4 protein-coding genes are annotated in these 12614 nt (G+C 68.7%); 1 reads left to right on the top strand and 3 read right to left on the bottom strand.

The genetic code is table 11. The annotated features are described in order from the left end of the window. Window positions 1-1251, top strand: coding sequence for an HNH endonuclease signature motif containing protein (locus EEB19_RS11585; protein WP_187586322.1), 1251 nt, complete (start codon window positions 1-3; stop codon window positions 1249-1251). A 300-nt stretch (window positions 1252-1551) separates the two neighbouring features. Here the strand turns inward: EEB19_RS11585 and EEB19_RS11580 are convergent, their stop codons facing one another. The 3 genes from EEB19_RS11580 to EEB19_RS11570 all read right to left on the bottom strand — a co-directional run bounded on the left by EEB19_RS11580 (window position 1552) and on the right by EEB19_RS11570 (window position 12591). Continuing rightward, entirely contained in the window at window positions 1552-6144 is a 4593-nt protein-coding gene (locus EEB19_RS11580) for a non-ribosomal peptide synthetase (RefSeq protein ID WP_187586491.1), read from the bottom strand. Next, on the bottom strand, window positions 6141-11489 hold the full coding sequence (locus EEB19_RS11575) for a non-ribosomal peptide synthetase (protein ID WP_187586320.1): 5349 nt from the start codon (window positions 11487-11489) through the stop codon (window positions 6141-6143). The genes EEB19_RS11580 and EEB19_RS11575 overlap by 4 nt, the downstream gene beginning before the upstream one ends. 127 nt (window positions 11490-11616) lie before the next feature. Beyond that, window positions 11617-12591, bottom strand: coding sequence for a hypothetical protein (locus tag EEB19_RS11570; protein WP_187586318.1), 975 nt, complete (start codon window positions 12589-12591; stop codon window positions 11617-11619). Between the last annotated feature and the right edge of the window lie 23 nt (window positions 12592-12614).

Genomic DNA, 12614 nt, shown 5'->3' with positions numbered 1-12614 from the left:
ATGTCATCGACCACATCACTGGACGCTATCGGCGACGCTCTACGTGCCGTTCACCTCGACCACGAGTCGATGACCGGGCAGAGCGCCTTCGAGGAGATGCGCGCCCTGTATAAGATCCGAAATCTGATCGACCATCACGCAGCACAGCTGACCGGAACACTCGAGCGGCTGCGGGTGGCGAAAGATCACGGTCGCACCACGCGAGAGTTGTTGATCGTCATCGGCTTCGCCCCGTCTGTGGCGCAGCGTTACGTCCGTATCGCCAGTGCGCTCGCGCTGCTGCCCACCTTATCGGCGCATGCCGTCGACGGCGTCATCTCGAGTGAACATGCCGACGCCATCGTCCGCGGCATCGAGCACATCGGGAAAAGATCACCGGAACCGATCGACGACGCCCACCGTCTAAGGTATGTGACAGATCTTCTCGGACAACACTTCTCCGGCGCCGCCCCCGCTGAGATCGTCGATCGTGCCCGCACCCTGGGCAATGTGATCGCCGACGACACTCCCGGCGGCGTGCCCGCCGCCGAAGACCGCACCATCAACACGCTCACCAAACACAAGACCACCGACGGACGCATACACGTCGAAGCCGACCTCGACGTCGAAGTCGGCGAAAAGTTCCAGGCGGCGATGGAACGCTACGGGGCGCCCAGGCCCGAACCCGACGGCTCGGACGACGCCCGCTCCACCGAACGGCGTTTGGCCGACGCCCTGGAAACCGTTCTCGATATCGCCGCCGCAGGCGGAAATGACCTGAGCATGGCACCGAGAACTCATGTGCTACTGACCATTCCCGCCGACGCACCATCGCTGTCGTCTCTCGAGTTCATGGGATCGGTCACCCGCGCCACGATGAACCGACTGGCCTGCGACCCGACCATCACACCGTTGCTCGTCGACGGCGAAACCGTCCCACTCGACGTGGGCCGTGACAAGCGGCTGTTCACCCCGGCTCAACGCAAGGCCCTGTACATCCGTGACAGGTGCTGCATCAAGTGTGGGGCGCCCGCCGAACGGTGCCACGCCCACCACGTCGTCCATTGGAGCGATGGCGGCGACACGTGCTTGGAGAATGGGTGCCTGTTGTGCCCGTCGTGTCACGCCGACGTCCACCACAACGGGTGGGAGGTGTTCATCGGCGCCGACCACCATGCCTGGCTGATCCCACCGACCGCCGTCGACCCCGAGCAGCGAGCGTTACCCAGTTACAGCAGACGCACACTGACCCTCGACGCCGTCGCCGCCTGACCCCATAACGACTCTCCACCCACCACAATCTCGCACCCGGCCACGCCGGGACCGCATCTGTACCTTGACAACTCAACAGTGTGAAAGCGGCGGCCTGACACCGCTGACCGAGAAGGCCGGCATTCAACAGGCCCTTCTCGGTCAGCGATGTCGGCAACCACATCTGGATCGTCCGGAACCATGTGGCTCGCGCTCGTAACCAGGGTTTCGTGGCATACCCCTGTACCCGGTACCAACGCCACGGCGGCTGTGCGTCGCGCCGAGCTCGCATACCACGTGCAGGCCGATAAAGGACCCGGTCTACGCCTCGAGGGCTCCCGCCAGCGCAACCACCGACCGCTCCCACATCGCCGTCAACTCGGCGACCTCGTCGGCGGTCAGCACGGTCTCGCCGTAGCGCCAATTGGCCACCAACTGCGGACCGTCGTCGGTCGCCCGGATCACCGCCACCACGTCGAGCGCATACCGCAACGGCAGATCCGGTTCCGGGTCCGTCGGAAGATGCTCGTTGACGTCGAGATCAGTGATGGGCGACCACGGTTGCCACTCCGTGTCCGGCGTATGAAGATCGAACCGACCGAGATAGTTGAACTCGATCTGCGGCATCGGCGCCTGCAAACCAGGAATGCGGGAAAAGTACTTGAGGACACCGAAATCCACTCCACCGGTCGGGATCTCCGTGACCTGGCGGGCAACCTCGTCCAACAGCTTCCGTCCGACGCCCGCTTCGGCGAGCACGTCGTCGGCACCGACCGACTGCCCCACACCGAGTCGCACCGGGAAGACACTGGTGAACCAGCCCAGCGTCCGCGACGTGTCGATGCCGGGACCGGCCAGATGATCCTCACGGCCGTGGCCCTCGAGCGCGATGTAGGCACCGCCCGTCGCGTCCTGACCTCGGCGCGCCCGCCAGCCGGCGACAGTGAGGGTGAGCGCGGCGAGAAGGAACTCGCGCACGCCGACAGTGCGGTCGGCCGCCTTCAGGATCGTCGCGGTGACGTCGACGTCCGTCGTGGTGACCGCGGATCGCAACGACGCCCAGGTATCGGTGGTGGGATCGACTGCCCGGGCCCCGACGGCCGGATCGGGTCCGGTGACCCGGGCGGTCCAATAGTCCTGCTGTGCTAGCACATCCGGACTGTCGGCGCGTCCCTGGACGAACCGAGACCAGGCCCGGTAGTCGGTGTGCTCTTCCGGGAGGGCGGGGACCGTCGGCGAGTTGTCGACCATCTCGAGTGTCGAGCCTGCTCGTGCGAGATCAGCGAACAGCACCTGCCAACTGACCGCATCCACGGCGAGGTGATGAACGGCGAGCAACAGAACGTCCGTCGATACAGCTGTGGGGCCGGTGCCACCTACAGAACCGCGGTCATCGGCAGAACTGTCTCGGCGCATCCGGACCGCGGACACCATACGGCCGGCGTCGGGATCGATGCGCTCGTTCGCCTCGCGCGCCGCGGCGGTGACGCTGCCGGCGAGATCGTCGACATCTCGGACCACGAGTACCGAACCGGCATCGACCGTGCCGCGTTCGCGAGTGATCAACCCGTCGGCGGTGACGATCGACCGGAGCATGTCGTGGGCGTCGATGATCACCTGCAGGACGTCGATCAGGCTGTCGTCGGTCAGATCGGGCGGGAGGGCGAACAGCACAGTCTGCGTGAACCGCCGATGATTGCCGTACTCGTACATCCACTCCACAACCGGCAGCGGGGCGACCAGACCCGGACCAGCGGAGAGGGATTCGGTCTCGGCCGCGTCGTCGATCGCGTCGGCGAGGTCGAGCACCGTCGGATACGACAACACCATCCGCGGTGTGACCGTGAGGTCGTGCCCGCGCAGTGCGTTCACGGCGGCCATGGCGACGATGCTGTCGAGACCGAGGTCGAAGAAGTCCTCGTCGGGTCCCGGTGCGGTCCCGAGAACGTCGGCGATCACTCCGGCGACGATCGTCGCGGTCGGAGTGAGGTCCACCTCGTCGGCCGTGGCCCGGGCCTGCAGCGCGGCGGCAGCCGCCTCCGCCAGAACGATGGCATCCACCTTGCCGTTGCTGTTCATCGGGAGGACCGGCACGCCGACGATCCGTGACGGGACCATATGCGCGGGAAGCGTCTTCGCGAGGTCTGCGCGAACGGTGCGGGCGTCGAGGTCGTCTCCGGCGGCGAATCCGACCAGCGCCGGTCCGGCGGCGCGGTCGACGACGACCACGGCGGCCGCGGTGACACCGTCGACTCGTCGGATCGCGGACTCCACCTCGCCGGTCTCGATGCGATAGCCGCGGATCTTCACCTGATCGTCGCTGCGGCCGACGAAGAGGATGTTCCCGGCTGCGTTGCGACGCACCAGGTCTCCGGTGCGATACATCCGCTCGCGTGGGCGGAACGGGTCCGCGACGAACCGGGTGCTCGTCATCGCCGACTTGCGTTGGTAGCCACGGGTCACCTGGGCACCCGACAGGTACAGCTCTCCGGCGACGCCGGTCGGCGCGGGGCGCAGCCGGGAATCGAGGACGTAGGCGCTCATCCGGTCGGCGGGTGTCCCGATGGTGGGCGTGGCCGAATCGGAGACTCGCGCGACGATCGCCTCGACCGTCGTCTCGGTCGGTCCGTAGCAGTTGTGGACGACGGTGTCGGGCAACGCCGACAGCTGACCCCACAGAGCGGGGCCGATCGCCTCACCGCCCAACGCCAGCACCGACAGGTGCCCGCTCGCACGGGTCGAGACGTCTGCCGCATCGTCACCGACCAGACCGGCTGCCGCCAGCTGCCCGAACATGGACGGGGTGGTGTCGATCATGTCGATCGCATCCCGCGCGAGACCTGCCACGAGCCGCCCGGCGTCGCGCATCTCGTCCTCACCGAAGAGGTAGATCGCATGACCGTCGAGCAGACCGGCCAGCGGTTGCCACGAGGCGTCGAAGCTGAATGTCCACGCGTGCGCGATCCGCAGCGGGCGTCCCAACCTGGTCCGTGCGGGGACGAGGATGTGATCGCGGTGGTCGCGGCAGTAGCTCACCAGGGCGGCATGGGTTCCGATGACGCCCTTGGGTTCGCCGGTGGAACCCGAGGTGAAGATCAGGTAGGCAGCACTGGCCGGCCCGATGGTCGGAGCGGTCTCCTGCCCACCAGGTGTACCCGCACGCGCGGCGATTCGCGCGGCGGTTGCGGCGTCGTCCACGACGACGACATCGCCGGCGAATCGGTCGGCATGAGCCTGGTCGGTGACCACCACGGCGGCTCCGGACTGTTGCAGGAGGTTCGCGACCCGTGCGTCGGGGAAGGCCAGGTCGATGGGTACGTAAGCGGCGCCCGCGAGCATCGTCGCCAGGATGGCGATCACGGACTCGGCCGATCTCGGCAACGCGACGGCGACAACCGATTCCGGTACCACACCATGGTCGAGCAGCTCCGCGGCGAGGCGCCGCGCGCTCCCCAGCAGTTCTGCATAGGTGAGCGACCGGGCCTCGCTCACCAGGGCGGGTGCCGCCGGTGTGCGCTCGCACTGCCGGACGAAGGCGTCGACGACTGTCGACGGCAGGTCGGCGGGTGCGTCGCGCCCCGACGGGGCAAGGGCGGCCTGCTCGTCGGGCAACAGGACGTCGAGCTGGTCGACACAGGTGTCCGCGGCGTCGGGGAGCTCACGCAGCACCGCCAGGATGCGCTGGGCGACATCGGCGGCGTCGATCTCGCCCAGCGCCTCGTCGATCGACTCGGTGATGACGATGAGTTCGCCGTCGAGCAGGTAGGCGACCACCGTCAGCGGGTAGTGCGCGAGGCTCTCCATGGCGAGCGGCAGGAACCGGGTGCCGTCGGACGCGCTGACCGGTTCGGTCGCCGCTCCGATGGGCGCGTTCTCGAAGATGAACAAGGTGTCGAACAGCGAACCGTGCCCCGACGACCGCTGGATCTCCGACAGACCGAGATGTCCCTGATCGCGCAGAGCGGCCGAGTCCCGTTGCAGCGCTGCGCACACCGAGGCAACGGTCGCGGGAGCCCCGTCGGCGGAACCGGACAGCCGAACCCGTGCGGGCACGGTATTGATGAACAGCCCGATCATCTCGTCGGCGCCGGCGAGACCCTGGGGCCGACCGGAGATGGTGGTGCCGAAAACGACGTCGCGACGATCGGTGAGCCGCGACAGCACCACCGCCCAGGCGAATTGGGTCACCGTGTTGACCGTGAGGCCCGTCGACCGCGCCCACGCCACCAGCCGTTCGGTGTCGGTGACCGACAGGCGATGCCGGGTGCGAACGGGCTCGGTCACCGGAACCCTCGGCGCGGCGAGCATCAGCGGTTCGACGCCGTCGAGGTGTTCACGCCATGCGGCACGGGCGGCGTCGGTGTCCTGGGCGGCGAGCCAGGCGATGTAGTTGCGGTACGGGCGGACCGGCGGCAGCGACGCGGCGGAACCGTCCGCGGAGTAGATCGCCAGCAGTTCGGCGAAGAACAGGGCGACGGCCCAGCCGTCCATGAGGATGTGGTGCGCGGTGACCAGCAACCGGCGGCGGTCGCCGGGTAGGTCGACGAGTTTCACCCGCAGCAGCGGGCCGTCGCGTAAGTCGAACCGTCGGGCGCGTTCGGCCACGGCGAGCGCGTCGAACTCCGCCGCGGTCGCGGTCATCTCCTCCCACGGAACCTCGACGTGACTCGGCACGATCTGCACGGGCGTCGGTAGGTCCTTGTCCCACAGCGATACCCGCAGGTTGGGATGCCTGTCGACGATCGCGTCGACGCTGCGATGCAGACGGTCGACGTCGAGCGGGCCGGTGATCTCCACGACGAACTGCATCGAGTAGACGTCGAGTCCGTCGCCGGACATCTCCGAGAGCGTGAACAGCCCCTGCTGCAGCGGGCTGAGCGCCAGGACGTCCTCGATCTCCGGGGCGGCGCTCACCGCTGCGACTTCCAGGCGCTGCCCAGCGATTGCAGCATGTCGTCGCTCAGGCCGGACGCACTCATCGGCGCAGCATCCACCGTTGGTTCGGCGGCGGATTCGCCGTCGGGCGCCGATCCGGGATCGCCGGCGTCGACCGCGGCCGCCAGTTCGGCGATCGAGTAGTGGTCGAAGATCTGTTGCGGGGCCAGCGGTAATCCCTCGGCCGCGGCGCGCGCCGACCATTGGATGGAGATCACGCTGTCGCCACCGACGGCGAAGAAGTTGTCGTCGCGGCCGAGGCCGTCGACGCCCAACAGGTCGGTGAGGATCGCGATCAGCCGTTCCTCGGTGGGGGTCTGCGCACCACCGCCGGCCGTTGCGGCCATCGCCAGGACCGTCGGTGCGACGTCCTGTTCGGTGAACGGATCGGTCAGCCGCGATCCCGGTGCCAGCGCCGAGAGCGTCTCCCCCAGCGCCGCTCCGGCGCCCGGACCGGTGACGACCCATTCGCGGACCGACGTGAGATCCGTTGTCCCGGTGTGCGGCAACGCGGCCAGGGTCCGCGGACCGGCGTGTACCCGGCGTGGGTGCTCGCCGGCGATCAGGGCGGCGAGGGTGGCCGGGTCGTCGTCGTGGCGGTCGACGGTGAGCACACCGGGCAGCGCGGGCAGGTCGATGGCGGCGACGACGGTGTCCGCACCGTCGGCGAAACCGCCGAGCATGGCCGCGTACGCCGCGGCGATGCCGTCGACCGACTCCTGGTCGTAGAGATCGGCACTGCCCACCACTCGGCCGTCGAAGCCGCCGTCCGCGGTGACGGTGAGGATGACGTTGAGATCGAGGAACGAGGTGTCCTGCTCGACCGGGAGCATGGTGACCGAGGTGCGCGCGTCGGTGTCCAGTGGTCGGCCGATCGCGTTGGCGTCACGGTCGCGGAAGTGGATCATGCTCTGGAACAGCGGGTTCCGCGAACGCGTCCGTCGGGGATTGAGTGCCTCGACGAGACGTTCGATGGGCACGTCCTGGTGGGCGAAGGCGTCGAGGACGACGTCGCGGCTCCGTCGGATCGCGGTGCGGACGGTCGGCGAGCCGTCGGTTCGGGTCCGCAGGGTGACCATGTTCGCGAACAGGCCGACGAGATTCTCGGTTCCCGGATCGAGGCGGCCCGCCGCAGGTGTCCCGATCGCGATGTCGTCGCCTCCGCCGAGTCTGCTGAACAGACCGGCGAGGGCTGCCGTGACCGTCATGAACTCGGTGGCGCCACACTCGTCGGACACCGCTCGCAGGCGTCGGCGCACCGACGCCGGGACGGTGAGGTCGGCGAGAACTCCACTCTTGGTGAGCGCCTGGGGCCTTGGACGATCGGCGGCGACGGTGATCTCGTCCGGCTGGCCGGCCAGCGCCGCACGCCAGTGCTCGACCTGCGCCCGCCCGAAGTCCGCGTCGGAGGAACCGTCGGACCCAGGCCGGGTCGATTCCGCGCCGACCGGGAACACACGATGCTGCCAGAGCGCGTAATCGGTGTAGGTCAGTTCCGGCGCAGGCAGATCCGGTGCTGCACCCGTCGCGCGTGCCCGATAGGCGGCGACCAGATCGTCGACGAGCACGTCGGTGGACCAGTGGTCGATCACCATGTGATGCACGACGAGCGAGAGGACGTGGTGGTGGTCGGCGACGCGGAACAGTCGGGCACGGACGAGCGGTGCGACAGACAGGTCGAACAGGTGCTCGCGGGCCTGCGCCAGTGCGGCTTCCGTCTCACCGGCGGCCACCTCGGTCACCGGTAGGTCGATATCGACGTCGTCGTGGACCACCGCGATCGGAAGGCCGTCTCGTTCGACGAATGTGGTGCGCAGCGATTCGTGTCGTCGGATCACATCACCGATCCCGGCACGCAGCGCATCGGGGTCGACGGGGCCGTCGAGCCGGAATGCGAGCGGGATGTTGCCGGCGGCACCGGGCCCCTCGAAGCGATGTTGGAACCACATCGCCAACTGCGAGAACGACAGTGGGATCGGATCGGGGCGATCGACGTGGGTCAGCGGGGGCCGGCCGCTCGACGATGCGTCGGCGGCAGACGCCGGTTCGACGACGGCGAGCTGCCCGTCGTCGTCGCCGTCGAGGTCACCCAAGTCGTCCAGGTCGATGCCGAATTCGTCGACGACGGCCGTGTTGACCGCCGCGGCGAGTTGCTCCACCGTCGGGTTGTCCAGGGGCAGGCGGACATCCACGTCGATGCCGAACTCGGTGGTGAGTGTGGTGACCAGTCGGGCGGCGAGCAGTGAGTGCCCACCCAGGTCGAAGAACGACGACCCGGCGGTGATGTCGTCACGTCCGAACAGTCCGGCGAAGACCGCCGCTATCCGCTTCTCGGTGGGTGTGCGCGGTGCGCGGTCGTCGGCCGCCGACGTCGACAGGATGGGCAGAGCCTCGCGGTCGAGCTTGCCGTGGGTGGTCAGCGGGACCTCGTCGATCATCGCGATCGCCGACGGCACCATGTGGCCGGGCAAGGTGGTGCGCGCGAAGCGCAGGACCTCCTCGAGGTCGATCGCCATACCGGCGTGATCCTCCGGGATGACGTAGGCGACCAGCCGCGCGCCGGTGTCGTCGGCCTCGACGAGGACCACCGCGTGAGCGACGTCGGGGTGCTCGGCGAGCCCGGCCTCCACCTCACCGAGTTCAATCCGGTAGCCGCGGACCTTGACCTGCTCATCGGCGCGGCCGACGAACTCGAGCTGGCCGTCGTCGTTGCGGCGCGCGAGGTCACCGGTCCGGTACAGGCGTCCGCCCGGCGCGAACGGGTCGGCGACGAATCGCCCGGCGGTCAGCGGCGGTCGGCCGAGATAGCCGCGCGCCAGTTGCGGCCCGCCCAGGTAGATCTCGCCGACCACGCCGTCGGGCACGAGGTGCAGTCCGGGATCGAGGAGGTAGCTGGTCACGTTGGTGTTCGGGGTGCCGATGGGGACGATCGAATTGCCCTGCGGCGCATCGATCGGGTGATGGGTGGCGGCGACGACGGCCTCGGTCGGGCCGTAGTTGTTCGACAGCGCCGCGTCGAAGGTCGCGGTGAAGGAGTCGGCGACCTCGCCCGAGAAGGCCTCGCCACCGACCGGGACGGTCCGCAGCATGGTCCACTGCTTGACCTCGGGCACCATCAGCAGCGTGGCGAGCAGGGTCGGCACCATGTGCATGACCGTGACCCGCTGCCGTACGAGCAGGTCCGCCATGTAGGCGATGTCCTGCACCGCTGCGGGTTTCGGGACGACGAGGGTCGCGCCGACGGACAACGTGCAGAAGATCTCGAACATGGAGGCGTCGAAGCTCACCGACGACGTCTGCACGAGGCGGTCGTCGGGGCCGAGGACCTCGCCGGCCCCGAACCCGATGAGGTGATCGGCGATGGCGTTGTGCGCCACCGCGACACCCTTGGGCGTCCCGGTCGACCCGGAGGTGTAGATGATGTACGCGAGATTGTCGGGTCGCAGGGACGCGCGCCGATCGGCGTCGGTGGGTGCATCCGACGTGAGGTCTGCCGCCTCGGTTTCCGCGGCGGACAGTGCGTCTGCGTCCAGCACGAGGAGCGGGTCGGCATCAGCGATCAGGAAGTCGGTGCGGTCGGCCGGGTAGTCCGGGTCGATCGGCAGGTAGGCGGCGCCGGCCTTGAGTACCGCCAGCGCGGCGACGACGAACCCGACCGAAGCGGTCATCCGCAAACCGACAAGCGTCTCGGGGCCGATCTCGGATCGGATCATCCAGTGCGCCAGTCTGTTCGCGCGCTCGTCGAGTTCACGGTAGGTGAGGGTCTTCTCGTCGGACACGATTGCCTCGTGGTCGGGGCGTGAGGCGACGGCGGCGGCGAAGAGGTCGACGACGGTTGCGTCGGTCACGTCTGTCTGATGGCCGGTGGAGGCGGCGAGGATTCGGTCGTACGCTGCCGGGGTCAGCAGATCGAGTTCACGCACGGATCGGTCCGGTTCGGCGATGGCCGCCCCGAGCAGTTGCAGGTAGGAGTCGAGGATCCCACCTGCGGCGTCGGCCCCGAAGAGCGCCGTGTCGTACTCGAGTTCGAGCTGCGGTCCGGACTCGGACGCAGCACCTCCGACGACGGTGAATTCTAGTGGCAGTTGACCGTTGGGCGTGCCCAATTCGTCCAGATGGCGCGCGCTGATCCCGTCGAGGGAGAATCCGTCGGCGCTGCTGCGTGCGCTGAGACTGACCGAGACGAGCCGGCCGAGGCCATCGGATCCACTGCTGCGCTCCGGGTTGAGCGCTCCCACCACGACGTCGACCGGTGCGCTCTGATGGGCGATGGCTGCGACGATCCGCTCTGCCGCAGCCGCGACGAGCTGGTCGAAGGTGTCGGTGGCGGACAGACGCGTGCGCGGGAACACCGTGTTGCCGAAGTAGCCGATCAGGTCGGCCGCGTCGGCCGGGCGATGCGTGACCGGCACGGCCACGGTGAAATCGGTGGCGCCGGTGAATCGGTGGACGAGCAGGTCGACGACCGCCGCGTGGATGGTGAAGGGGGTCACCGAGAATCGCCGGGCGGTGGCGTCGACGGCGGTCACGAGGTCGGCCGGGAGCTCGCGGTGCAGCCGTGCGCTGATCCGCGGACCGACGGCCGGACGACGCGATGTCGGCAGTCCGAGGGGTTCCGGGATGGGCGTGAGCTCGTCCCGCCAGAACGCCAGATCGTCGGAAACCGTGTTGCCATCGGCCAACGGAACGTCGACGTACTGCCCTGCCAGAGGGGGCATCTCGGCACCGGGGCCGCCGTTGTAGGCACGGTTCACCTCATCGAACAGCACCGACCAGGATTCGTCGTCCCAGGCGATGTGGTGGACGGTGAGCATCAGGACGTGGGCGTCGTCGGCGATCCGGATGAGCAGCAACCGCAGCGGCAGTTGCGCGGTCAGGTCGAACGGAGTCCCGAACTCGCGTCGCGCGAGCACCTGGAGGCGGCGATCGCGGCTGCGCGGCGCCAGGTCTCGGATGTCGAGTTCTCGCCAGTCGATCTGTCCGGTCGCGTGGTGGCGAGCCCGCGGCTCACCCGTGGGATCGAGTTCATAAGTGGTGCGCAGGATCTCGTGACGGGCGACGACGGTCTCGAAAGCCGATCGCAGACGTTCGGGTGCCAACAATCCGTCGAGCCGGTACGCGACGCCGACGTTGAGGGTGGTGTCCTCCGGGTCACGGTGTGACACGAACCAGAGCCGGCGCTGTGCGGGCGAGAGGTCGTTCGTCGCACCATCCGGCCGAACGGTCGGGCGCTGCTCGGAGACGGCGGCCGAGCGGGCGAGCCCTCCGGCCTCGAGGCGCTGCCGGAGCAGCTCTTTCTTGCGCCGGGTCAGCTCGTCAGACATGCGTGACAGTCTACAGAGGTAACCCTAACCAACGCGGACTCACCGGTCCCTCGTTCGTCCGCCGAGAGTCATACCGTCCGCCTCGTGCTCGTGGGGGCGAGTCGCTACCCGGGCGACGAACAGACGCTCAGAGGCTGCAGGGAATCTGCGCGTACGACCCGATGTCGCAGATCGAGCGATTCGAGAGCTTCCACTGGCCGTCCTTCCAGACCCAGTAGACCGGCATGCGGGCCGGCTGATAGCCCGGCGACCGGAGCTCGAGGGTGGCCTTGGCGGTGTTGCCGGTGACGCTGACCGGACCGACCACGCGATAGGTGAAGCCGAGCGGCTTGAACCGCTGGAGCAGCAGCACGATCGGCTGGGCCTGGGTGGCGGCCCGCTGGCCCCCTTCGAGCCGCTGACCCTTCTGCGCGGCCGAACCGCCACCGACGAGCGCGTTCAGGTCACCCTGCAGCTGTCCGACGGTCGGTGTCGGGCGCGATGTCGGGGTCTGCGCCTGCTGCTGGGTCTGCTGCGGCGCGGCCGGCACCTCGGGTGCGGGCTGCGGGGCAGCACCAGGCGCGACTCCGCCACCGGAGGCGCCGCCACCCGCGGGGAGATCTGCGCTGCTGCCCTCGCCGGGGGGCCCGGCCGGTTCGCCGACGGCCGGAGCGCCGGCGGCGGGAGCGCCGGGGGCCGTCGCCCGCGGTGCGGCCCCCGGTGCGCTGGCCTGCGGGCCCTGGCTCTGCGCGGATCCGAGGTTGACCACGGTCGGTTGCGCACTGTTCGACGCGGCGTTGTTGTCGCGCCCGATGTCGGAGAGCAGCAGACCGACGACACCGATGGTGACGACGAGTGCCGAGATGATCGCGGAGATGCCACCGGCCATGAGCACGGTCGGCCAGTTGACCCCGTCACCGTTTCGCGGCGCGCGCTCGTCACCAGCGGGTTCGGTGGTGTCGGGCTCCGGCGTCGACGCGGAGTAGGCCGGTGATCCGATCGGCCCGGTGGCGGTGTCGTCGTAATCAGGCGACATGGTGGACAACTCCCCTTGCTTCGGCAACAGTGCATGATCGTCGGTCACCCGATGGCCGACCACCCCGAGGGCCCGCCACACTGCCATTTAGCGTGACCTTACTTGATCGG

The organism is Gordonia sp. OPL2 (assembly GCF_003797825.1).
In the GTDB taxonomy this organism is placed as follows: domain Bacteria; phylum Actinomycetota; class Actinomycetes; order Mycobacteriales; family Mycobacteriaceae; genus Gordonia.
The sequence above is the reverse complement of the archived record's forward strand: the minus strand, read 5'-3'. Positions and strand labels throughout refer to the sequence as shown.